The following is a 22,660-nucleotide window of genomic DNA, read 5'->3' on the forward strand; positions in this document are numbered from 1 at the left end:
GTCAATGCTCCTCGCCCTGGTCGGCGCCGTCGGCGAACGGCAGATGCGCCGCGGCGTCGAAATCGCTGCCCTTGTGCAGCAGGTAGGTCCAGCCCACGATGCCCATGAAGGTCGCGAAGCTGATCACGGTCATGACGCTGCTGGCGTCGTCGAAAATCTGTTGGAGTGCCATCTCGGTTCCTCGCTCAATTCCTGGTCTTGATCTGGGTGCCCAGGCCCTGCAGGTAAGCGACCAGCGCGTCCTGCTCGGTCTTGTCGACCAGTTCCTTCGGTGCCTCCGCGATCTCTGCGTCGGTGTAGGGCACGCCGACGCGCTGTAGCGCGCGCATCTTCGGCATGATCTCGGCCGGGATCAGCTTGGTGGTGGCCAGCCATGGATAGCCCGGCATGTTCGACTCGGGCACCACGTCGCGCGGATTGTCGAGGTGGGTGCGGTGCCATTCGTCGCTGTAGCGGCCGCCCACGCGCGCCAGGTCCGGGCCGGTGCGCTTGGAGCCCCACTGGAACGGGTGCTCGTAGACCGACTCGCCGGCCACCGAGTAGTGGCCATAGCGCTCGGTCTCGGCGCGGAAGGGCCGGATCATCTGCGAGTGGCAGCCGTAGCAGCCCTCGCGGATGTAGACGTCGCGCCCGGCCAGGCGCAGCGGCGAATAGGGTTTGAGGCCGGCGACCGGTTCGGTGGTCGACTTCTGGAAGAACAGCGGCACGATCTCGACCAGGCCGCCGAAGGAGATGACCAGCAGGACCAGGCCGATCAGCAGCCACACATTCTTCTCGATCCACTCATGGGTGAATTTCATTGCAAACTCCTGGTTTCTTTAGGCTGGGACGACGTGCTCGGCTTCATTCATGCCGCGCGGATTCCTCGGCCCGAGCGGGATCGGCACGTCGACGCTCCTGGTGCCGCGCATCGTCATCCAGGTATTCCAGGCCATCAGCACCATGCCGCACAGGTACAGCGCGCCGCCGGTGACGCGGATCACGTAGTAGGGATAGGTCGCCTTGACGCTTTCGGCGAAGGTATAGGTCAGGGTGCCGTCGGCATTCACCGCGCGCCACATCAGGCCCTGCATCACGCCGGCGATCCACATCGAGGCGATGTAGAGGACGACGCCGATGGTGGCGACCCAAAAATGCGTTTCGACCATGGCGACGCTGTGCATCTGCTTCTTGCCGGCGACGCGCGGGATGATGTAGTAGATCGAGCCCATGGTGATGAAGCCGACCCAGCCCAGGGCGCCGGCGTGGACGTGGGCGACGGTCCAGTCGGTGTAGTGCGACAGGGCGTTGATGGTCTTGATCGACATCATCGGACCCTCGAAGGTGGCCATGCCGTAGAACGACAGCGAGACGATCATGAATTTCAGCAGCGGGTCGGAGCGCAGCTTGTGCCAGGCGCCCGACAGGGTCATGATCCCGTTGATCATGCCGCCCCACGACGGCGCCAGCAGGATGATCGAGAACACCATGCCCAGCGATTGGGTCCAGTCGGGCAGCGCGGTGTAGTGCAGGTGGTGCGGACCGGCCCACATATAGGTGAAGATCAGGGCCCAGAAGTGCACGATCGACAGGCGGTACGAGTACACCGGACGCTCGGCCTGTTTCGGGATGAAGTAATAGACCATGCCCAGGTAGCCGGCGGTGAGGATGAAGCCGACCGCGTTATGGCCGTACCACCACTGGATCATGGCGTCCTGCACGCCCGAATACACCGAATACGATTTCATCAACGAGGCTGGCGACGTCATGCCGTTCACGATGTGCAGGATGGCGACCGCCAGGATGAAGGCGCCGAAGAACCAGTTGGCGACGTAGATGTGCTTGACCTTGCGCTTGACGAGGGTGCCGAAGAACACCACGGCGTAGGCGACCCAGACGATGGCGATCAGGATCGAGATCGGCCATTCGAGTTCGGCGTATTCCTTGCCGCGCGTGAAGCCCATCGGCAGCGTGACCGCGGCGCACAGCAGCACCGCCTGCCAGCCCCAAAAGGTGAACGCGGCCAGCTTGTCGGAGAACAGGCGCACCTGGCAGGTGCGCTGCACCACGTAGTACGAGGTGGCGAACAGGCCGCAGATGCCGAAGGCGAAAATGACCGCATTGGTATGCAGCGGACGCAGGCGTCCGTAGCTGAGCCATGGGATGTCGAAGTTGAGCGCGGGCCAGGCCAGCTGGGCCGCGATGAACACCCCTGCCGCCATGCCGATCACGCCCCAGACCACGGTCGCAATGGCAAACTGGCGCACGATCTTGTAGTTATAGTTTAGACTGCTGTCCAAGATGCTCTCCTGAAATGACACGATGTAGTGACAGCCAGGAGTGTGCGTTTACGAACCTTAAAAATCCTTGATGTGTATCAAAATGTTCCTTGATGGATAGAGTATGGGGAACGTCTGTCGTAGCCTGTTGTGCGCTGAGCTGCGACGCTTTCTTCCACGATTCCATGGGCATCGTTTTGAGATGAATCAGGTCCAAAACTAGACGGCCCGCCACAGTCCGGGGGGCTTTTCCTCACTCACCAATAAGGAATCGCTATGCCGCCTCTTTCCCAATCCGTTCACGAAGAAATGTCCAAGCGCCTACACCAGGCGCGCGAAGACCTGCTCGGCGCCGTTCGTTCGCGCACCACGGCCGACGAGGGTGACGCTCCGCAGATCGGCCCGCTCGCACATGAGGTGCCGGGCGACGACCGCGTGACCGCCGAGATGATCAGCCACGACCAGGTCCACCTGGCCGAACACGATGCGAACACGCTGCACGAGATCGACGTCGCCCTCGGCAAGCTCGAGGCCGGCGGCGCCGGCATCTGCGAGTCGTGCGGCCGCGAGATCCCGGACGGGCGCCTGCTGGCCACGCCGACGGTGCGCACCTGCATCGAATGCCAGGACCGCATCGAGAAGGAAACCCACACCGGGCGCGGACCGACGATGTGATCCGTCGTCGCGGGGTCGGCGGCCATGCCGCCGACCCTACCGATCGTCATCCTGCAAGACGCGATACGCCGGCCCTTCCAGATCGTCGAACTGCCCGCTCTCGGCCGCCCCGAAGAACACCCACAAGGCCACCGCCACCACCAGCACGCTGAGCGGCACCAGCAAATACAAGGCTTCCATCGCTAATCCCTTCGCAAGCGCAGCGCATTGAGCACGACCACGGCTGAACTGGCCGCCATGCCGATCCCCGCCAGCCAGGGATTCAACAACCCCGTCGCCGCCGCCGGAATCGCCGCCACGTTGTAGACCGTGGCCCAGGTCAGGTTCTGGCGGATCACCGCCAGCGTGCGGCGCGCCGTGTCCAGGGTGTCGGCCAGCGGCGCCAGACTGTCGCCCATCAGCACCCCGTCGGCATGCAGTTGCGCCAGTTCGGCCCCGCGCCCCATCGCGAACGAGACGTCGGCGCCGCGCAGCACCGCCGCGTCGTTGATGCCGTCGCCGACCATCGCCACGATCGCGCCATCCTGCTGCAGGCGCCGCACATAGGCCAGCTTCTCCTGCGGCAGCTTGCCGCCGATGGCGGTCGAGATGCCCAGGCGGGCCGCCACGGCCTGCGCCGCATGCTGCTCGTCGCCGCTGAGCAGGATCACGGTCTTGCCGCTGGCGCGGATGCGGCGCACCACCTCGGCGGCGTCGGCCCGCAGGCCGTCGGCCAGGTCGAAGCGCGCCAGCCAGCCTTCGCTGCTGCCGAGCCAGACCGAGGTGGTGCCCACCGGCGCCGCCACGCGCGCCACGCCGCCGGCAACGCCGGCGACCCAGGCGACGTTGCCCAGGCGGTAGTAACGCCCATCGACCCAGCCCTCGACGCCCTGCCCGATCGTGAACTGCGTGCGTTCGGCGCGCGCGGCCTCGGCGGGCGATGCGATGACCGCCTCGCGGATTCCCAGCGCCAGCGGATGCGGATTGTCGGCCTCCAGCGCGGCGGCGATGCGCAGGCAGTCGAAGCCGGTCAGGCTGCCCACCGGCAGGGTCTGGCGCAGCACCGGCCGGCCATGGGTGAGCGTCCCGGTCTTGTCGAACACCACATGGGTGGCGCGGTCGAAGGTTTCCAGCGTGTGCGGCTGCACCGACAGCACGCCGCGCCGCAACAGGCGGTCGGTGGCGGCGGCCAGCGCGGTCGGCGTGGCCAGCGACAGCGCGCACGGGCAGGACACCACCAGCACCGCGATCGCCACCTGCCAGGCCTTGCCAGGGTCCACCTGCAGCCAGGCGAAATAGGCCAGCACGGTCAGCGCCAGCAAGCCGAGCACGAACCAGGCCGCCACCCGGTCGGCCCACAGGGCCAGCGCCGGCTTGCCCTGCCCCGCGCGCTCGACCAGCCGCACCAGCATCGACAGCGTGCTGTCATGGGCGGTCGAGGTCACGCGCAGCACGATGGCGCCGCCCGCATTGAGCGCGCCGCCCGGCACCAGGTCGCCCACGCCGCGGCGCTGGGTGCGGCTCTCGCCGGTCAGAAGCGCCAGATCGACGTCGGTGTCGCCCTCGACGATCATGCCGTCGGCCGGCGCCGCCTGGCCCGCGCGCACCAGCACCAGGTCGTCCACCCGCAGGCTGCCGGCCGTCACCAGCTCGGTGTCACGCAACTGTGGATCGCCGCGCAGGCGCAGCGCCGACGGCGGCAAGCCCTGCTGCAGGCGCTCGAGCGCGCCGGCCGCCTTGCGGCGCGCGCCCAGTTCGAGGTAGCGGCTGCCCAGCAGCAGGAACACGAACATGGTCACCGAATCGAAATACACGTCGCCATTGCCGGTGACCAGCGCCTGCAGGCTGCCGGCGAAGGCGGCGCCGATCCCGAGCGCAACCGGCACGTCCATGCCCGGCATGCCGCGCCGCAGGTCGCGCCAGGCGCCCTTGAAGAACGGCTGGGCCGAATACAGCACCGCCGGCAGGGTCAGGAACAACGCGGCCCAGTGCATCAGCGCCGTCATCGCGGCGTCCATCGTGCCCTCGTCGGCCATGTACACCGGCACCGCATACATCATCACCTGCATCATCGACAGGCCGGCCACGAACAGCTGGCGGAACAGCTGCTTGCGCGCGCGCTCGAGCTGCTCGCCGTGGCGCCGCGCATCGTAGGGATAGGCGACGTAGCCGATCGCGCGCAGCGTGCGCAGGATGGCGCTGGCGCGGCAGCCGGACGGATCCCAGCGCACGAACAGGCGCTCGGTGGCCACGTTCAGGCCGACGTCCAGCACCCCGGGCAAGTCGTGCAGGCGGCGCTCGATCAGCCACACGCAGGCGGCGCAGCGGATGCCCTCCACGGTGAAGCTGGCCGCGCCGTCGGCATCGCCGCCGTCGACCAGGTCGAGCTCGGGCGCATTGGCGGCCTCGATGTCGGCCTGGGGGGCGTAGGCGGTGCGGGTCGCGTAGTAGTCGGCGAAGCCGCCGTCGACGATGGCCTGGGCCGCCGCCGCGCAACCGGGACAGCACATGCGCTGTGCCTCGCCGCCGATCGTGGCTTGCCAGGCGCTGTCGCGCGGCACCGGCAAGCCGCAGTGGAAACACCCTGCGGGCGCGCTACGCGCGGCAGCCGTGGCGGCGCCGCCCGTGGCGCGCATCGCTTCTTCGAGCACCGCGCTCATGCCGGCCTCCCGAGGCACAGCCCGTGCATCCAGCCGGCCGGCAGGCCGCCGGCGGCGCGCGCCAGGCCGAGGATGCCGAAGGCCAGGATCGCAAACCCGCAGCACAGGCGCACCGCGCGCCGCGCCATCAACGCGCGCAGGCGCCCGCCCGCCAGGCCAAGCGCGGCCAGCATCGGCAGCGTGCCCAGGCCGAAGGCGAGCATCACGCCGGCGCCGTCCAGCGCCGAGCCGCTCAGCATGGCCGTCACCAGCACGCTGTACACCATGCCGCACGGCAGCCAGCCCCACAGGGCCCCGAGCGCGAACATGCGGGCGCTGCCGGTCCGGGCGCCGCCGGTCCCGACGCCGTTCATGCGCCGCAGCAGCGGCGCGAGACGACGCCACAATGCCTGGCCGGCCTGCTCGACGCGGGCCAGGCCGCGCCAGGCGTCCATCAGGAACAGCCCCAGCGCCACCAGCATCAGGTTCGCGGCCCAATACAAGCCTGCCTGCACGGCCGGCAACGCCGCCAGCGAGGCCGCGCCGCCGGCCAATCCCCCGGCCAGCGCGCCAGCCGTCATATAGCTGGCGATGCGCCCCGCGTTATAGGCCCCCACATAGGTGAGCGAGACGCCCGCGCTCGCGGCGACGGTCCGCACCGGCACCGGGAAAGCCGGCGCCTGCACAGCCAAGGCAGGCGCACGCGGAAGCGACAGCGCGCCGACGATCCCGCCGCACATGCCGGCGCAGTGCACGCTGCCGGCCAGGCCGACCAGAAACACAGGGAACAGGCTGACGCCGCTCATCGCTCGGTCCTAGACGGTGTGCGAATGGCGCGGTCCCTCGCCCGGCCGGGCGAGGTAGCGGTCGAACACCATGCACACGTTGCGGATCAGCAGGCGCCCCTTCATCGTGACGGTCAGCCACTCCGGCCCGACCTGCACCAGGCCGTCGTCCTGCATCGTGCGCAGCGTGGCCAGCTCGCCGGCGAAGTGCTGTTCGAAAACGATCGGGAAGGCCTGCTCGATGGCCGGGATCGACAGCTCGAACTGGCACATCAGCTTCTGGATGATCGAGCGGCGCAGCGCGTCGTCCATCGACAGGCGGATGCCGCGCTGGACCGGCAACTCGTTCTGGTCGATCAGGTCGTAGTATTCGTCGAGCGTCTTGACATTCTGGCTGTAGGTGGCGCCCACCGCGCCGATGCTCGACACCCCGCACGCCACCAAATCGGCGTCGGCATGGGTCGAATAGCCCTGGAAGTTGCGGTGCAGGCGGCCCTGGCGCTGGGCCACGGCCAGGTCGTCGTCGGGCTTGGCGAAATGGTCCATGCCGATGTACACATAGCCTGCCGCGCCGAGGCGCTCGATGCACAGCTGGAGCATCCTGAGCTTGGTCTCGCTGTCCGGCATGTCCTGTTGCAGGATGCGCCGCTGCGGCTTGAACAGGTGCGGCATGTGGGCATAGTGGTAGACCGAGATGCGGTCCGGGCTGGCCTTGATCACCTTGTCCAGGGTTTGCGTCATGCTGGCCAGGGTCTGCTTCGGCAGGCCGTAGATCAGGTCGATGCTCACCGAACGGAAACCCGCGGCGCGCGCGGCGTCGATGATGGCCACCGTCTCGCGCTCGGGCTGGACCCGGTTGACCGCCTTCTGAACGTCTGGATCGAAATCCTGCACGCCCAGGCTGATCCGGTTGAAACCCTGGCGCCGCAGGCTGTGCACGCGTTCGGTCGAGACGGTGCGCGGGTCGACCTCGATCGAGTACTCTCCGCGCTCGTCGGGCGCGAAGCTGAAGCAGCGCCGCAGGTGCGCCATCAGCTCGCCCATCTGCTCGTCCGACAGGTAAGTGGGGGTGCCGCCGCCGAAGTGCAGCTGCTCGACCTCGTTCATGCCGGCGAACAGCAGGCCCTGCATCTCGACCTCGCGCTTCAGGTAGGACAGGTAGGTCGCCGCCTTGTCGCGGCGCCTGGTGACAATCTTGTTGCAGGCGCAGTAGTAGCAGACGCTTTCGCAGAACGGGATGTGCAGGTACAGCGACAGCGGACGCTTGCCGCGGGTGCGCACGCTGGCCACCGCGTGCAGGTAGTCGCGGTAGCCGAAGTCGGGGCTGAAGCGATCGGCCGTCGGGTAGGACGTGTAGCGCGGGCCGGACTTGCCGAGCCGGGCCAGCAGGTCGCCATCGAATTCGACGGTCGGGTGGAGCACGGTGGCGGGTTGGGACGGGAACCGGGTGGGAATCGGCGCGGGAGGCGCCGCTTGCACTTCTGCGAACATGACTGAGGTACTCCAGCTGCTGGCCGCTTTGCCGAAATGCAAAGTGGCACGATTAGCGGTCAGTTTATTGATCTACTTCACGCAAATCCTTGACATGCATCAAATATGGAAGAGTCAGCTCTGGCTTGGCCGCCCGCCATGCTTGAACTTGAACACGGACAAGGCCAGCGACAGGCGTGCTGCCTCATCGGCCACGCTGCCAGAGGACAGCGCCGATTCCTCGACCTGGGCGGCGTTCTGCCGCGTGATCGCGTCCAGCTCGCTCATGGCGGCGTTGACGCCCAGGATGTCCTGGGCCTGTTCGCGGCTGGCGGCCGTGATCGCGCTCATGATGGCGGCTGCCTCGCCCACCTTGTCGACCACCGCGCGCATGGTCTGGCCGGCCTGGCCGACCAGTTCGCTCCCCTCGCCCACGTGGCCGCTGGAGACCTCGATCAATCCCTTGATTTCCTTGGCGGCGCCGGCGGTGCGCTGGGCCAGGCTGCGCACTTCGCCGGCCACGACCGCGAAGCCGCGCCCCTGCTCGCCGGCCCTGGCCGCCTCCACCGCCGCGTTCAGCGCCAGCAGATTGGTCTGGAAGGCGATGCCGTCGATCAGGCCGATGATGTCGCCGATGCGGTTGGCCGAGCCGCTGATCCGGTCCATGGTCCGGCCGACGCGATCGACGGCCTGGCCGCCCTGGCCGGCCACCGTCGTGGCGGCCAGCACCATGCCGTCGGCCTGCACCGCACTGTCGGTATTGCGGCCGGCGGCGCGCGCGATATTGCCCAGGCTGCTGGCGGTCTGCTCGAGGCTGGCGGCCTGCGCTTCGGTGCGGGCGGCCAGGTCGGCGTTGCCGGCGGCGATCGCGCGGGTGGCCAGCTCGATCGAGCTGACGTTGTCGCGCACGTCGCCGATGATCGCGGTGAGGTTGATGTTCAGCTGGCGCAGCGCAAGCTGCAGGCGGCCGACGTCCCCGCTGCCGGGCGCCGCGACGGGACGCGCCAGGTCGCCGCCGGCCAGGGCGTGGACGGTGGCGATGGCTTCCCGCAGAGGCCGCGCGATGCTGCGATCGAGCTCATACCAGGCCGCCAGCGAGGCCAGCACGCCGGCGCCGGCCAGCACGCGCCAGCCCATGCCTTCGGCCACCGCCGCGAGCGTGCCCAGCAGCACGGCCTGGGCGCCCATCGTCCAGCCCAGGCGCTGGCGCAGCGACAGCGCGCGCAGGGCGGCCAGGACATCCAGGCGCCGGCGCCAGCCGGTGCGCACCACCCGGCCGCGCACGATGCCCAGGCCGCGCGCCTGGCCGGCGCGGATCCGGCGGTACAACAGGTCGGCCTGCTCGACCTGCGCGCGGGTGGGCGCGGTGCGCACCGACATATAGCCGGTCACGCGGCCGCGCTCCCGGATCGGCACCACGTTCGCCACCACCCAATAGAAGTCGCCGTTCTTGCGGCGGTTCTTGACCATCCCGGTCCAGGGTTCGCCCGCCTGCAGGGTCGCCCACAGGTCGGCGAAGGCTTCGGGCGGCATGTCGGGGTGGCGCACGATATTGTGCGCCTTGCCCAGCAACTCGTCCTCGCTGAAACCGCTGACGTCGACGAAGCTCGGGTTGACGTAGGTGATGCGGCCTTTGGTATCGGTCTTCGAGACGATCGACTGTTCCGCCCCCATCACGTATTCGATCCCGGTCACTGGCTGGTTATTGCGCACTGTGCTCTCCCTCTTGTTGCCTATAAGAAAATATAGTTTCTCGCATTCTAGCGATGAGGAAATGCGAAAAATATGACCTACATCAAAAATGCGATGGTTGGCCATGCTATGTAACCAAGAGAATCTTGATTTAGTTCAATGTCTTGCTTTCACGGTAAACTTGTGGGATGGACAATCTCACTCACTCCCTGGTAGGCCTGGCGCTGGGCGAACTCGCCGACCGCGCCCTGCCCTTTCAACCCGATCCGCACAAGGCGCGCACGCGCCGCCGCGTCCTGCTCGCCACCGGCGCGCTGGCCAGCAACTTCCCCGACCTGGACCTGGTGCTCACGCCCCTGTTGGCGCCGCCGCTCGGCTACCTGCTGCACCACCGCGGCCATACGCACACGCTGCTGTATGCCCTGCCCCAGATCGCGCTGCTGCTCGGCCTGTTCTGGCTGCTGTGGCCAGGGGCGCGGCGCCTGCTGCGCGACGACCGCACGGCGCGGCGCGCGGTGCTGGCCACCGCCGCGCTCGGGATGGTGCTGCACCTGTCGCTCGACTTCCTGAACGTGTATGGCGTGCACCCCTTCCACCCGCTCGACTCACGCTGGCTGTATGGCGACATGGTGTTCATCATCGAGCCGGTGTTCTGGACCGCGCTCGGGATCGCGCTCGCCCTGCTGGCGCCGAACCGGCTGCTGCGCTGGCTGTTCGCGGCGCTGATCCTGGCGGCGCCGGTGGCGTTCACCTATCTGGGTTTCCTGCAATGGGGTTCGCTCGCCGGACTGTTGCTGCTGGCGGGCGTGGTGGGCTTCATGGCGCGCCGCGGCGGCGCGCGCGGCGTGGTCACGGCGCTGGTGGCCTGCCTGGGCTTCATCGCGGTGCAGGGCGTGGCCGGGCAGCTGGCGCGCGAACAGATCCGCGCGGCGCTGGCCCAGGTCGATCCCGGCAGCCGGGTGCTCGACCTGCCGCTGTCGGCCTTTCCCTCGAATCCCCTGTGCTGGTCGTTCGCGACGATCACCGACCACGGCGGCGCCGGAAGCTATGCGGTGCGCCTCGGCGTACTGAGCCTGGCGCCCGGCATCACCAGCGTGGCGGCCTGCCCGGCGCGCTTCGGTGGCGAACCGGGAGCGCCCGCCGAGGCGCTGTCGTGGAAGTATCGGGAACACGGCAGCCTGGCCGGCCTGCGCGCGCTACAGCAGGATAACTGTCACTTCGACGGCTGGCTGCGCTTCGCGCGCGTGCCGTCGCTGGTCGACGGCAAGGCGACCGACATCCGCTTCAGCGCGCCGGGGGAAGAGAATTTCTCGACGCTTCCCTATGACGAGATGGCCGGTCAGCCGTGCCCGGCGCCGGTGCCGCAATGGGAGCGGCCGCGCCAGGACTTGCTGGACGGGCGCTGAAGGTCGCGCGCCCGAGGCAGGTCCTGAAGCAGGGCGGGATTGCACGCCTGCTGCCGTCTGATCGACGGCAGCCGCCCCCGCACCGGACAGGAGCTCGATGACTACCGAACCCACGCTGCCGGCCTGGATTGCCAGCAAACCAATCCAGCCCACGCCGCAGTGAAATTTGACCCACGTTTGATCGCGATCAACCGTGCGCCTGACAGGCTGCCTTGCGCCGCGTATAGTGAAACGCCGTGCGCCACGTTCCAGACCACCGAACGGAGTCAGCATATGTTCAAGACCATACTCGTCCATGTCGATGGCGGGCCCTGCCAGGAGAGCCGCCTGCGCGCGGCGGCGCTGCTCGCCGGCGCGCACGGCGCCCACCTGGTCGGCAGCGCCGCCACCGGCCTGTCGATGGCCAGTTACGCGGTGCTGAACGGCTCGATGGCCATGCCGGTCTCCAACCGCGAATTCCAGGACCTGCGCGATGCCGTCGCCACCCAGCTCGACGATTTCGTGGCCCGGGCCGAGCGCCTCGGCATCCGCGGCGCCGAGGCGCGCATGGTCGAAGACGCCGACCGCGACGGCCTGCTGCTGCAGGCGCGCTATGCCGACCTCGTGGTGGTGAGCCAGGACAATGGCCGCGCCCGCGCCATGGCCGAACGGGGCTTGCCCCAATACCTCGCCCTGCACGGCGTCCGTCCGGTGCTGGTGGTGCCCGACTCCTACCACGGCAAGCCGATCCCAGGCGACGCGCTGGTCGGCTGGGACGGCAGCATGCCGGCCCAGCGCGCGATCAATGCCGCCCTGCCCCTGCTGGCCCAGGCCGGCACCGTGCACCTGGCGCTGGTCAACCCCGACCTGCAATCCGGCCTGCACGGCGATGAACCGGGGGCCGACATGGCGCACTACCTGGCGCGCCATGGCCTGAAGGTCGACGTCGCCGTCGCGCATACGCGCGCCACCGAGGGCGAGGCCCTGATGGACATGGCGCGCGACTGCCACGCCGGGCTGATGGTGACCGGCGCCTTCGGCCATAGCCGCTACCGCGAATGGATCCTCGGCGGCGTCACGCGCGACGTGCTCGACCACGCGCCGGCGCCGCTCCTGATCGCCCATTGAATCCCACTCGACCTACTTTGCCACTATTTCAGCCATGACTTTTCACCACTATCCAGGAGGCAGCGCCGGCGCCATCGGCGCCGCGATCCGCCATGCCCGCCGCCACCTGTGCGCGCGCCTGGCCGACACGGCCGACAGCACCTGCACGCCGGACGACTGCTTCGTGCACGCCTTCCCGGCCGTCGTCACGGCGGTCGAGGTCGGGTTCCGGCACGAGGAACGGGTCATGGAATCGCTCGACTACGAACGCCTGCACGAGCACCGCGCCGAGAACGCCACCATCCTGGCCGCCCTGCACCGCGCCATGCCGCTGGTCGAGGATGGCGACGTCACGCTCGGCCGCCAGCTGGTGGCGGCGCTGCTCGACCTGCTGTCGCTGCACCGGATCAGCACCGACCTCGCGCTGGCCACGGCGCCGCATGCGCCCAGCGGCCGCCCCGGCGGGCGGGTGCCGCGCATCCTGCTGCATGGCGCCGGGCACGCGGGCTGGCGCTCGCGCCACCACTGACATCTACTTGAGGCCGGCGCGCTGGCGCCGAATCACCTTGCCCGACACCATGAACGTGCCGTCACCCTTGTAGTGCAGGGTTTCCGGATGGCGTGGCCGCGCGGCGACGCGCGCCGCCACCACTTCCCAGATGAAGAAATCGTAGCGCCCGACCAGGCTGTCGTCATGCAGCCGGCACTCGAACTGGGCGTGACACTCGCGGATCGACGGCGCCGCCACCTGCTCGCTTGCCTCCGGCGTGAGGCCGAAGGCGGCGAACTTGTCGATCTCGGCCCCGGTGGTCGAACCGACGCCCAGCACCGCCTCGAGCTGGCGGGTGGTCGGCAGGTTGATCACGCATTCGCCGCTGGCGCGGATCAGGCCGTGGCTGTGGTTGGCGGACGAGATCACGCAGCCGATCAGGGACGGACTGAATTCCATCACCGTGTGCCAGCCCATCACCATGACGTCATGCTCGCCACGGTGGCACGAGCTCACCAGCACCACCGGTCCCGGCTCCAGGTAGCGCCGCACTTCGTGCAGCGGCAGGTCGTGCTTGCGTCCCATCCGTCCTCCCGTTATCAGCCCGTCCATATTATGGTCCGGCCCGCAAGCGTCCGGCGTACGCTTGCAGGCAACGCACGCGACAGCAGAAAAATGCTAGCGCCGGCGCGCGCCGGCGGCGGACAATGGTCACGATACGTCCCGACCCGCCACCACCAGACACGAGGCTTGCCATGGATTCCGGCCCATCCGCCCCCACCAGGATCGCCTTTCTCGACTTCGAACTGCTGCCTGCCCAGCGCCTGCTGCTGCGCGCCGGACGCCCGCTGCCGAGCGGCGCGCGCGCCTACGACCTGCTGGTGCTGCTGGCCTCCCGGCCCGGCGAAGTCGTGAGCAAGCGCGCGCTGATGGCCGGGGCCTGGCCGCATACCGTGGTGGTCGAGGCGAACCTGCGGGTGCAGATCGCGGCCCTGCGCAAGCTGCTGGGCGACGCCGGCAGCGCGATCGTGAACGTGGCCGGGCGCGGCTACGCCTTCACCGCCGTGCCGGTGCCCCAGGCCAGGGAGGCGGCCGCTCCCGCCCACGCTGCCGGAAACCCGCCGTCCACGCCTGCTCAGGCCGCGGCCGGCGCCACCGCATCCTGCAGCGCCTCGATGGTCGCCGGCTTGGTCAGGTGCACGTCGAAACCGGCGGCCAGCGCGCGCGCCACGTCGGCCTGCTGGCCGTAACCGGTCAGCGCCACCAGCCGCAGCGGGCCTCCTGCCGGCGCGCCCGCGTCGCCGCGCAAGGCCGCGGCCAGCGCATAGCCGTCCATGTCGGGCAGGCCGATGTCGAGGATCGCCACCTCGGGCGGTTCGGCCAGGGCCAGCGCGCGCGCCTCGGCCGCGCTGTGGGCGACCCGCACCGCATGCCCCAGGTGGCGCAGCAGCAGCGCGCTGGCCGCGGCCGCATCCTCGTTGTCGTCGACCAGCAGGATGCGGCGTCCCGGCGCCGCCGGCGCCAGCGGATCCGGCTCGCGCGCCGCGCTCGGCGCGCCGAGCGGCAGGATCACCTCGAAACGGCTGCCGGCGCCCGGGCCAGCGCTGTAGGCCGCGACCCGGCCGCCATGCAGCTGGGCGATCTCGCGCACGATCGCCAGGCCGAGCCCGAGTCCGCCGGTGCGCCGCGCCAGCGGCTGCGGCGCCTGGTAGAACGGCTCGAACACGCGCGCCAGCAACTCAGGGGCCATGCCGGCGCCGTTGTCGCTCACGCCCAGCACCGCCTCGCCATTCACCGCCGCCAGCGTGACGCGGGTGTCGCTGCTGCCGAAGCGGGCCGCGTTCGACAGCAGGTTGCCCAGCACCTGCGCCAGGCGGGTCTCGTCGCCGGTGACCCAGACCTCCGGCGGCGCCTCCAGGGTGATGGGCTCGCCCGGCAGGGCCGCCACCGCATGGCGCGCCAGTTCGGCCAGGTTCAGCGGGCGGGCGTCGATCGCCAGCTTGCCGGAGGCGATGCGCGACACGTCCAGCAGGTCGTCGACCAGGCGCCGCAGGTGGGTCACCTGGCGCCGCATGACGGCGCGCTCGCGCTGGCTGCCCGCTTCGCCCCGCAAGTCCATCAGGTCGAGCGAGGTCAGGATCGGGCTGAGCGGATTGCGCAGTTCGTGGCCCAGCATGGCCAGGAAGGCGTCCTTGGCCTGGCCGGCCTGGCGCGCCTGGGCCAGCGCTTCCTCGAGCGACGCCAGCAGGCGCGAACGCTCCTCTTCCTGCGCGGCGCGCCGGCTGGCGGCGGCCTCCAGTGCCTGGCCCATCTCGCGGATCTCCTTGATCCGCGACGGCGCCACCTGCACCTTGCGCGCGCTGCCCAGCGCGGCGGCGCCGGCCTGCACGCTCTCGATGCGGCGCACGACGCGCCCGGACAGCCACGAGGCCAGCGCGATGCAGGCGCTCAGCACCACCCAGGCGCCCAGCACGTAGACCGCGAAGCGCTGGAAGAAGCCTACCCCGAAGCCGGCGCTGGGGGCGCCCACCGCCACCACCCAGCCATAGCGCGGCGAGGTCGTGTAGGCGCTGATCACCTGGTCGCCTTCGAGCGTGGTGGTCACGCCCACGCCTTCCGGCCCGCCGCTCTTCATCAGCGCCGTGAGCGAGGCGCTGGGCGCGCCGACCACGGTGCGCTCCTGGTCGCGCGAGCGCGCCACCAGCGCGCCGCCGCCGTCCATCACCGCGATCACCGACTCCGGAGGAATCTTCTGGCGCGCGATCACGTCCAGGAAGCGGTTCGGCTGGACCACGGCGGTCAAGACCCAGGGCTGGCCGTCGGGCCCCGTCACCGGGATCCGCACCGGCACCGCCGGGCGCCCGCCCTGCCCGCGCGCGACGCGGCCGGCCATCGGGCGGCGCTGCTCCATCGCCTGGTGCAGGCTGCCGGGATCGGCGATGCGCGCCGCCGGCGCCCCGTATGGCGCCATGGTGCGAAACAGCGGACGGCCGGCGGCGTCGGAGAGCACCACCCCCAGCCAGTCGGGGCGCGACAGGCGGCTGGCGGTGTCGTGGAAGCCGCGCAGGTCGCCGCCCGCCAGTTGCGGACTCTTGGCGATGCCGCTCAGGGCTGCCACGGTGGCGTCCAGCTCGGCGTCGACGGCGCTCGACAGCGCGCGCGCATGGCCGATCATCATCCTTTCCTGTTCCTGCTCCAGGTACAGGCCGGCGCCGTGGATGGTCCAGACTCCCAGCAGCACGAGCGGCAGCAGGCCGATCGCGGTGAGCAGGATCAGGAGGTGTCGGAGGGACAGGACGGTTCCGGCAACGGCGCGCATGGGTGTTCCAGAAAGGAAACGTCCATTATAGGATGAGCCGCCTCCATCCTTGCGGTTTTTGCGGGATTGACCACCGGGGTCAGCGCGGAATCGACAGCGCCAGGGTTTCCTTCAGTTCTTCCATCACCACATAGCTCTTCGACTGGCCGGCGTCGGCCACGTGCAGGATCTCCCCCAGCAGGCGCCGGTACTCGGACATCTCGGGGATGCGCGCCTTGATCAGGTAGTCGAAGTCGCCCGACACCAAGTGGCATTCCATCACCTCGGGAATGGCCAGCATCGCGCGCCGGAAGCGTTCGAAGGCCTTGTCGGATTTCTGGTGCAGGTTGATCTCGACGAACACCAGGATCTGCATGCCCAGCGCCTGTGGATTGATGCGCGCGTAGTAGCCCTGGATGACGCCGTCGCGCTCCATGCGCTTGACCCGCTCGATGCAGGGCGTGAGCGACAGCCCGACCTGCTCGGCCAGGTCCTTCATCACGATCCGCGCATCCTGCTGCAGGACCGACAGGATATGCAGGTCGATCCGGTCCAGGATGCGGTTCGAGGCTTTTTGCACGCGCATGGGTCGATTCCGGTGGGTGAATGCAGAAGTATTTGCTGAAAAATTGCGTATTAACAGAAACAATTATCTCCTCACCCGCGCTACGATGGCAAGCTTTTCTAAATCTGGATTTTTCGAGGAACATATGCGAGTCATCGTATTGGGCAGCGGCGTGGTCGGCGTCACCACCGCGTATTACCTGGCGCAGGCCGGCCACGAGGTCACGGTCATCGACCGCCAGCCCGGTCCCGCCCTCGAGACCAGTTTCGCCAATGCCGGCCAGATCTCGCCCGGCTATGCCTCGCCCTGGGCCGCGCCCGGCATTCCGCTGAAGGCCGCCAAGTGGCTGTTCCAGCGCCACGCTCCGCTGGCGATCCGTCCCGACGGCTCGCTGTTCCAGCTGCAGTGGATGTGGGAGATGTACCGCAACTGCGACCCTGCCCGCTACGCCGTCAACAAGGAGCGCATGGTGCGCCTGGCCGAATACAGCCGCGATTGCATGCGCGCGCTGCGGCGCGACACCGGCATCGCCTACGAAGGCCGCCAGCAGGGCACGGTCCAGCTGTTCCGCACCCGCCAGCAGTTCGACGGCGCGGCCAAGGACATCGAGGTGCTGCGCGACGCCGGCGTGGCCTATGAAGTGCTGGAGGGCGCACAGCTGGCCACGGCCGAACCGGCGCTGGCCAACGTGGCCGACAAGCTGGTCGGCGGCCTGCGCCTGCCGAACGACGAAACCGGCGACTGCCAGCTGTTCACCAGCCGCCTGACGGCCATGGCGCGCGACCTGGGCGTGCGCTTCGAATTCGACACCACGATCCGCTGCCTCAACGAGGCGGGCGGCGAGATCGTCTCGGTTGAAACCGACAAGGGCGCATTCGCTGCGGATCGCTTCGTGCTGGCCCTGGGCAGCTATTCGCGCCTGCTGCTGCAGCGCTGGTTCCCGCTGCCGGTGTATCCGATGAAGGGCTATTCGCTGACGGTGCCGATCACGGACGCGGCGCGCGCGCCGGTGTCGACCATCCTCGACGAGACCTACAAGATTGCCGTCACCCGCTTCGACGACCGCATCCGCGTTGGTGGCATGGCCGAGCTTTCCGGCTACAACCTCGACCTCAATCCACGCCGCCGCGAAACCCTGGAGCTGGTCGTCAACGACCTGTTCCCGGGCGCGGGCGACACCGCCCGGGCCAGCTTCTGGACCGGCCTGCGTCCGATGACGCCGGACAGCACCCCGGTGGTGGGCGCCACGCTGCTGCGCAACCTGTTCCTGAACACCGGCCACGGCACGCTGGGCTGGACCATGGCGGCCGGCTCGGCCAGCGTGATCGCCGACCTGGTGGGCGGCAAGGCGCCGTCGATCCGCGCCGACGACCTGGCCGTGTTCCGCTACGCGGGCGGCAGCGGCGGCGCCGCCGGCGCCAAGCTGGCGCAGGCGTAAGCGCATGGATCAACACACCGATCGGCGCGATGACGGCGCGGCGCGCGCCGGCGCCACCCTCACGATCGACCTGGACGCGGTGCGCGCCAATTACCGCCTGCTGCGCGCGCGCGGCGCCGCCAGCACCGGGGCGGCCTGCGGCGCGGTCCTGAAGGCCGACGCCTACGGGCTCGGCATGGACAAGGTCGCGGCGGCGCTGGCGCGCGAAGGCTGCCGCAGCTTCTTCGTGGCTCACCTCGACGAAGGCATCCGCCTGCGCCGGCTCGTGCCCGGCGATTGCACCATTTATGTGATGCACGGCGCCATGCCGGGCACGGCGCGCGACTGCGTCGAGCACGACCTGACGCCGGTGCTGAACGACCCCGGCCAGGTGGCCGAATGGCGCGCGCTGGCGCGCGAGCTCGGGCGCGAACTGCCGGCCGCGCTGCAGGTCGACACCGGCATGTCGCGCATGGGCCTCGCGGCAGCCGATCTCGACCGGCTGCGCCAGGACCCGGCCTGGCTGGACGGCATCGCGCCGCGATTGTTGATGAGCCACCTGGCCTGCGCCGACGAGCCGGCGCACCCGCTCAACGCGCGCCAGCGCCGGCGCTTCGAAGAGGCGCGCGCGCTGTTTCCCGGCGTGCCGGCCAGCCTGGCCAATTCCTCGGGCGTGTTCCTGGGCGGCGCCTGGCACTTCGACCTGCTGCGCCCGGGATGCGCGCTGTACGGCATCAATCCCCAGCCGGCTCACGCCAATCCGCTGGCGCAGGCGGTGTCGCTGGCGGCGCGCGTGGTGCAGCTGCGCACCGTGGCCGCCGGCGACATCGTCGGCTATGGCGCGCGCTACGTGGCGCCGGGCGAGCGCCGCATCGCCACCATCGCGATCGGCTATGCCGACGGCTGGCTGCGCGCCCTCACCGGCCGTTCGCAGGCCTTTGTCGACGGCGTGGCCGTTCCCTTCGCCGGCACCGTGTCGATGGACAGCATCACGCTCGACGTCACCGGCATCCCCGAAGACCGGATCGCGCCGGGGCGGACGGTCGACCTGCTGTGCCCGCAGCAGACGGTCGACGACGTCGCGCTCCAGGCCGGCACCATCGGCTACGAGGTGCTGACCCGCCTGGGCGGGCGCTTCGCGCGCCGTTATCTCGGGCTGCCGGCGCAAGAATAACGCCGAAATCGGGCGCCGCGGTTACCATGCTGCCCGCGGCGACCCGCCGCAGCAGCCCGGGAGTCCACCTTGTTCGAAATCAGCCAGCTTCGCTGCTTCGTCGCCGTTGCCGAAGAACTTCACTTCAGCCGGGCGGCGCAGCGCCTGAACATGACGCAGCCGCCGTTGAGCCGCCAGGTCCGGCTGCTCGAACACAGCGTCGGCGTGGCCCTGCTCGAGCGCAGCAGCCGTTCCGTCACCCTCACCGCCGCCGGCAAGGCCTTCCTGCCGGAAGCCGTCCGCATCCTGCGCCTGGCGCAAGAGGCGGCGGTCAAGGCGCGCCGCACGGCCAGGGGTGAACAGGGCACGCTCTCGATCGGTTTTTCCGCCGCCTCCGGCTACAGCCTGCTGCCGGCGGTCGTGCGCGGCATCCGCCAGGTCTGCCCCGACGTGGCGCTCAACCTGAAAGAGCTCGTGAGCACGGCCCAGGTCGAGGCGCTCAACGCAGGCGAGATCGACCTGGCCCTGATGCGGCCGCACCCCATCAACGGCGAACTGGAAAGCGTGCCGATGGCGACCGAGTCGCTCATGCTGGCGGTGCAGGCGAGCGAGGCCCACGCCTGGCCCGCCGAGCCCACCCTGCAATGCCTGCACGGCCGGCCTTTCCTCATGTACTCGCCCTACGAGGCGCGTCCCTTCTACCAGATGCTCAGCGAACGCTTTGCCAGGGCCGGCGTCGTGCCCGATGTCGTCGAGTACATCGGACAGGTCCACACCATGCTGGCGCTGGTCGGCGCGGGAATGGGGGCCGCCCTGATCGCCGAAGGCGCCTGCCGCCTGAAGTTCGAAGGCGTCGTCACGCGCCGGATGATGACCGAACCCGTCCACCTGGTGGGCGCCTACCGCCGCAACAACGACAACCCCGTGCTCGACCTGTTCAAGCAGCAGGTGCTCCGTTCTTTCAAACTTACGCAAAGCCGTCCATAGTTAACTTTGCTGTTGAATTCCTGCTTCGCCGGGGCCGGTTTCGTCTTGCGCTTCACGCCCAAGGCCAGCGCCTTCCCCTCCACAGGCAGCGACGGTGGAACTCAACGCCATATTTCTCAGGTTGATTGCCGCGTTCATGTCGCGATCGTGCTGTGCGCCGCAGTCTGGACAATGCCATCGGCGAACCTCAAGGTCGAGCACCTCGAGCCGATGGCCGCAGCAGTAACACGTCTTGCTGCTGGGATACCAGCGATCGACCACGACGACCTGCCCACCGCGCCACGCCGCCTTGTACTCCAGTTGGCGGCGCAGCTCACCGAAGCCCATGTCCGTGATCGAGCGCGCCAGGCAGCGGTTCCCAAGCATGCCCTTGACGTTCAGATCCTCGATGCCGATGAGATGGAATCGACGGGTGATGGATGTGGTCAGCTTGTGCAGGCCGTCCCGCCGTATCTCGGCGATCCGCGCATGCAGGCGCGCGAGCTTGTTTTTCGCCTTGATGTAATTGCGGGCCCCTTTGACTTTGCGCGACAGACTGCGCGCCAGGCGCTTTACCCGCGCCAGGAGAGACCGGAGCGCCTTGGGGCCGGCGAAGGTCTCGCCGGTTGACAAGGTGGCCAGCGTCCTGACACCCAGATCGACTCCTACCGCGCCTTGGTTTTTGGCGGGCGGCAAGTGTGACGCGTCGGTGTTGACAACTACACTGGCATACCAGCGATCTGCAACACGCTCGATCGAGGCCGAGACGATTCGCCCACTCAGGCGCAGGGATTCGCACATGCGCAGCCATCCCAGCTTCGGGATACGGATGCGTTTGTCCTTGACGCTGAACTGGTCATTCGTCAATGTAAAGCGGTCGTCACGACCCTTGCGTCGATATCTCGGGTAACGAGCCCGGCCTTTGAAGAAATTCTCGAAGGCGCGTCCCAATTGCTGGATCGCCATCTGCGGAGCATTCTTCGTCACTTCCAGCATCCAGGGGTACTGCATGCGTTTGATCGCATTGAGCTGGCGCCTCAGGGCCTTCTCGTTCGGTTTTGGCAAGTCTGGATCGGCCCTGCACGCTTCATACTGTCGCTGCCACTCGGCCAGTGCCCAATTGTAGGCGAACCGGGCGGTACCTGCCGCGCGGGCAAGGTAGGTCGCCTGGACGTTGTTGGGGTCGAGACGAATGCGATGACCGCGGAACATAATGGTTCCCAGAAGCGTGGCCGGCGTTGGCTATGAAACCGGCAAGAGCGAATCAGCCGGTCTTGTCAGAGCTGGTGAGGCACCAAATAGTTCCCAAAAGCGCACCCTTCAGCCAAATTCCAGATTTCCAGCCCATCTTTAGCAGATGCGAACCATCGCACTCGCGCTGCGGGCATGTACTCCTCCCATAACGACCAGCGCACTCCCGCATTCATGTCCGTCCGACTATCGTCGAGCCAAACTTTCTCAAAGTGGGCAAGTTTGAGAAGTTTCAAGTAGCTTTCGAACTAACTGTAATCAACCCCGCCTTTCTCCAGGCCTGAACCCACCTGCCGCCGCGATCGATTCAATTCTTGAATCAGACACGACAGCATTTGAATTGCTCGGGAATCGATCCCGGTCCTATGATGGCTCTGCCGCGCCGGTATTCACTGGCGCCGGCTGCGTACGGATGACAAACAATCCGGCCATATCACAGGAGACAAGCATGAAACAACTGGCAGCGCTGGCGCTGGCCTGCGCCGGCACCGTCGCCCATGCGCAGGCGTCCGTGACCTTCTACGGCATCGTCGACGCCGGCATCGTCGTCGAAGATGGCGGCGCGAACGGGCGGATCACCAAGGTCACGAGCGGCGTCGGCGCCGCCTCGCGCTTCGGCTTGCGCGGGGTGGAGGATTTGGGCAACGGCGTGTCGGCCTTTTTCACCCTGGAGGGCGGCGCCAAGATCGACACCGGCGAAATCGACGCCGCCGGCACGATCTTCAACCGCCAGTCGCTGGTCGGCCTGCGCGGCGGCTATGGCGCGGTGGCCCTGGGCCGACAGTACACGCCCTACCACACCGCGATGGTGACCATCGTCGATCCGTTCAGCACCGGCTACGCCGGCAGCGCCAAGAGCCTGTTCCCCCACAACGGCGCCAATATCCGCACCAGCAACACGATCACCTACGCGACACCCAGGGTGAACGGCTTCGACGCGGAGCTGGCGTACAGCCTCGGCGAACAGGCCGATTCCTCGGTCGGGCGCCAGTTCGGCGGCGCGGTCGGCTACGCCGCCGGCCCGCTGGCGCTGCGCCTGGTCTACAACAACAAGAACACCGATGTCCCGGCCAGCGGCGCCACGCCGGCCGTGGAACGAACCCTGGGCCGCAACTACCTGCTGGCCGCGTCGTACAAGCTGGCCCGCGTCAAGCTGCATGCGGGCTTCAGCGTCGACAAGGGCTTCAATGCCGCGCCGCTGATCAACCCGAACAATCCCTACGGCGGGACCAGGCCGACGCCGTCGACCGACGGCCGCAGCGTCCTGCTGGGCGTGACGGCGCCGATCGGCGCCGGCACCCTCATGGCGTCGGTGCTGCACAAGGACGACCGCACGGCCTTCAACCAGGACGCCAATGCCTGGGGCATCGGCTACCTGTACGCGCTGTCGAAACGCACCGGCCTGTACGCGGCCTATGGCCACGTCGACAACCGCAACGGCGCCGGCTATACCATTGCGAACAATACCGAAGCGGGCAGCGGCGACACCGGCTACAACCTGGGCATGCGCCACAGCTTCTGATCACGCTT

The 22,660-nt window shown here is 68.6% G+C and carries 21 protein-coding genes; 9 read left to right on the top strand and 12 right to left on the bottom strand.

Features of this window, described 5'->3' with window-relative positions; all coding sequences use genetic code 11:
- Position 1 precedes the first annotated feature (1 nt).
- From KY496_RS08005 to ccoN, 3 genes are read right to left on the bottom strand one after another with little or no spacing between them, the layout of a single operon-like run.
- Entirely contained in the window at positions 2 to 172 is a 171-nt protein-coding gene (locus tag KY496_RS08005; RefSeq protein WP_219864428.1) for a cbb3-type cytochrome c oxidase subunit 3, read from the bottom strand.
- Positions 173 to 185: 13 nt separating this feature from the next.
- Positions 186 to 800, bottom strand: a complete 615-nt coding sequence (gene ccoO / locus KY496_RS08010) for a cytochrome-c oxidase, cbb3-type subunit II (RefSeq protein ID WP_219864429.1) — start codon at positions 798 to 800, stop codon at positions 186 to 188.
- An 18-nt stretch (positions 801 to 818) separates the two neighbouring features.
- The gene (gene ccoN / locus KY496_RS08015) at positions 819 to 2,279 is read right to left on the bottom strand and encodes a cytochrome-c oxidase, cbb3-type subunit I (RefSeq protein ID WP_219864430.1); all 1,461 of its coding nucleotides are present in this window, start codon (positions 2,277 to 2,279) and stop codon (positions 819 to 821) included.
- 288 nt (positions 2,280 to 2,567) lie between these two features.
- Between ccoN and KY496_RS08020 the strand changes: the two genes are divergently transcribed.
- Positions 2,568 to 2,933, top strand: coding sequence for a TraR/DksA family transcriptional regulator (locus tag KY496_RS08020; RefSeq protein ID WP_229520465.1), 366 nt, complete (start codon positions 2,568 to 2,570; stop codon positions 2,931 to 2,933).
- 36 nt (positions 2,934 to 2,969) lie between these two features.
- Here the strand turns inward: KY496_RS08020 and ccoS are convergent, their stop codons facing one another.
- The 5 genes from ccoS to KY496_RS08045 form a co-directional block, all read right to left on the bottom strand.
- Positions 2,970 to 3,113 (bottom strand): cbb3-type cytochrome oxidase assembly protein CcoS, encoded by a 144-nt coding sequence (ccoS, locus tag KY496_RS08025; RefSeq protein WP_219864431.1) that lies wholly within the window; start codon positions 3,111 to 3,113, stop codon positions 2,970 to 2,972.
- A 2-nt stretch (positions 3,114 to 3,115) separates the two neighbouring features.
- Positions 3,116 to 5,572, bottom strand: coding sequence for a heavy metal translocating P-type ATPase (locus tag KY496_RS08030; protein WP_219864432.1), 2,457 nt, complete (start codon positions 5,570 to 5,572; stop codon positions 3,116 to 3,118).
- Positions 5,569 to 6,357: a sulfite exporter TauE/SafE family protein gene (locus KY496_RS08035; protein WP_219864433.1), complete on the bottom strand. Its 789-nt coding sequence runs from the start codon at positions 6,355 to 6,357 to the stop codon at positions 5,569 to 5,571. The genes KY496_RS08030 and KY496_RS08035 overlap by 4 nt, the downstream gene beginning before the upstream one ends.
- A gap of 9 nt (positions 6,358 to 6,366) precedes the next feature.
- Entirely contained in the window at positions 6,367 to 7,827 is a 1,461-nt protein-coding gene (hemN, locus tag KY496_RS08040) for an oxygen-independent coproporphyrinogen III oxidase (protein WP_229520466.1), read from the bottom strand.
- Positions 7,828 to 7,941: 114 nt separating this feature from the next.
- Complete coding sequence (locus tag KY496_RS08045) at positions 7,942 to 9,519, bottom strand: PAS domain-containing methyl-accepting chemotaxis protein (protein WP_219864434.1); 1,578 nt, start codon at positions 9,517 to 9,519, stop codon at positions 7,942 to 7,944.
- A gap of 167 nt (positions 9,520 to 9,686) precedes the next feature.
- Here KY496_RS08045 and KY496_RS08050 point away from each other — a divergent pair, with 167 nt between their 5' ends.
- The 3 genes from KY496_RS08050 (at position 9,687) to KY496_RS08060 (ending at position 12,519) form a co-directional block, all read left to right on the top strand.
- The gene (locus KY496_RS08050; RefSeq protein ID WP_219864435.1) at positions 9,687 to 10,904 is read left to right on the top strand and encodes a metal-dependent hydrolase; all 1,218 of its coding nucleotides are present in this window, start codon (positions 9,687 to 9,689) and stop codon (positions 10,902 to 10,904) included.
- A 273-nt stretch (positions 10,905 to 11,177) separates the two neighbouring features.
- Entirely contained in the window at positions 11,178 to 12,011 is an 834-nt protein-coding gene (locus KY496_RS08055) for a universal stress protein (RefSeq protein ID WP_219864436.1), read from the top strand.
- 34 nt (positions 12,012 to 12,045) lie between these two features.
- Positions 12,046 to 12,519 carry a hypothetical protein gene (locus KY496_RS08060; RefSeq protein ID WP_005667195.1) on the top strand — a complete coding sequence of 158 codons (474 nt, stop codon included), beginning with the start codon at positions 12,046 to 12,048 and terminating at the stop codon, positions 12,517 to 12,519.
- Positions 12,520 to 12,522: 3 nt separating this feature from the next.
- Here the strand turns inward: KY496_RS08060 and KY496_RS08065 are convergent, their stop codons facing one another.
- The gene (locus tag KY496_RS08065; RefSeq protein WP_005667193.1) at positions 12,523 to 13,065 is read right to left on the bottom strand and encodes a flavin reductase family protein; all 543 of its coding nucleotides are present in this window, start codon (positions 13,063 to 13,065) and stop codon (positions 12,523 to 12,525) included.
- A gap of 170 nt (positions 13,066 to 13,235) precedes the next feature.
- Here KY496_RS08065 and KY496_RS08070 point away from each other — a divergent pair, with 170 nt between their 5' ends.
- Positions 13,236 to 13,730, top strand: coding sequence for a winged helix-turn-helix domain-containing protein (locus KY496_RS08070; RefSeq protein WP_219864437.1), 495 nt, complete (start codon positions 13,236 to 13,238; stop codon positions 13,728 to 13,730).
- Here the strand turns inward: KY496_RS08070 and KY496_RS08075 are convergent.
- Positions 13,616 to 15,799, bottom strand: a complete 2,184-nt coding sequence (locus tag KY496_RS08075; RefSeq protein WP_219864438.1) for an ATP-binding protein — start codon at positions 15,797 to 15,799, stop codon at positions 13,616 to 13,618. The two genes, KY496_RS08070 and KY496_RS08075, sit on opposite strands and share 115 nt — an antisense overlap.
- 79 nt (positions 15,800 to 15,878) lie before the next feature.
- Positions 15,879 to 16,364, bottom strand: coding sequence for an Lrp/AsnC ligand binding domain-containing protein (locus tag KY496_RS08080; RefSeq protein WP_219864439.1), 486 nt, complete (start codon positions 16,362 to 16,364; stop codon positions 15,879 to 15,881).
- Positions 16,365 to 16,488: 124 nt separating this feature from the next.
- On the opposite strand from KY496_RS08080, the gene KY496_RS08085 reads away from it, so the two are divergent.
- The 3 genes from KY496_RS08085 to KY496_RS08095 all read left to right on the top strand — a co-directional run bounded on the left by KY496_RS08085 (position 16,489) and on the right by KY496_RS08095 (position 19,900).
- Positions 16,489 to 17,781 carry a D-amino acid dehydrogenase gene (locus KY496_RS08085; RefSeq protein WP_005667186.1) on the top strand — a complete coding sequence of 431 codons (1,293 nt, stop codon included), beginning with the start codon at positions 16,489 to 16,491 and terminating at the stop codon, positions 17,779 to 17,781.
- 4 nt (positions 17,782 to 17,785) lie between these two features.
- On the top strand, positions 17,786 to 18,934 hold the full coding sequence (alr, locus tag KY496_RS08090) for an alanine racemase (protein WP_219864440.1): 1,149 nt from the start codon (positions 17,786 to 17,788) through the stop codon (positions 18,932 to 18,934).
- Positions 18,935 to 19,003: 69 nt separating this feature from the next.
- Positions 19,004 to 19,900: a LysR substrate-binding domain-containing protein gene (locus KY496_RS08095; protein WP_219864441.1), complete on the top strand. Its 897-nt coding sequence runs from the start codon at positions 19,004 to 19,006 to the stop codon at positions 19,898 to 19,900.
- Here the strand turns inward: KY496_RS08095 and KY496_RS08100 are convergent, their stop codons facing one another.
- Positions 19,901 to 21,091, bottom strand: coding sequence for an RNA-guided endonuclease TnpB family protein (locus tag KY496_RS08100; protein ID WP_005667178.1), 1,191 nt, complete (start codon positions 21,089 to 21,091; stop codon positions 19,901 to 19,903). It abuts the gene before it with no gap.
- A 487-nt stretch (positions 21,092 to 21,578) separates the two neighbouring features.
- Here KY496_RS08100 and KY496_RS08105 point away from each other — a divergent pair, with 487 nt between their 5' ends.
- A complete protein-coding gene (locus KY496_RS08105) occupies positions 21,579 to 22,652 on the top strand; it encodes a porin (RefSeq protein ID WP_219864442.1) in 1,074 nt (357 codons plus the stop codon).
- The last annotated feature ends 8 nt before the right edge of the window (positions 22,653 to 22,660 follow it).

It is taken from the genome of Massilia sp. NP310, from assembly GCF_019443485.1.
Lineage (GTDB): Bacteria > Pseudomonadota > Gammaproteobacteria > Burkholderiales > Burkholderiaceae_D > Telluria > Telluria timonae.